This window comes from Enterobacter cloacae complex sp.6700776 (assembly GCF_048284255.1).
In the GTDB taxonomy this organism is placed as follows: Bacteria; Pseudomonadota; Gammaproteobacteria; order Enterobacterales; family Enterobacteriaceae; genus Enterobacter; species Enterobacter intestinihominis.
The window spans coordinates 1-289 of sequence record NZ_JBLVYK010000223.1; the positions used below are offsets into that span (position 1 = coordinate 1).

1 protein-coding gene is annotated in these 289 nt (G+C 46.4%); it reads left to right on the forward strand.

Features of this window, described 5'->3' with window-relative positions; translation table 11 throughout:
* Positions 1-289: NAD-binding protein (locus tag ACNQ0T_RS23980; protein WP_417930469.1), on the forward strand; the 289-nt coding region annotated here is incomplete at both ends.

The following is a 289-nucleotide window of genomic DNA, read 5'->3' on the forward strand; positions in this document are numbered from 1 at the left end:
CTACGCTCAGCGGGAGCGGATAAAGCCAAAGCCATTGTGATCACCAGCAACGTTCCTGAAGGAGTGATGGAAATTGTGCGTATTTGCCAAGAAAACTTCCCGAACTTGCATATTATTGCCCGTGCAAAAGGGCGTTTAGAGGCTCACGAATTACTGCATAGTGGCGTGACGGATTTTAGCCGTGAAACCTTCTCAAGCGCATTAGAAATGGGAAGTAAGGCACTGATTAGTACAGGTATGCATCCTCATAAAGCTTATCGTGCAAAACAGCATTTTCGCCGGCTTGATA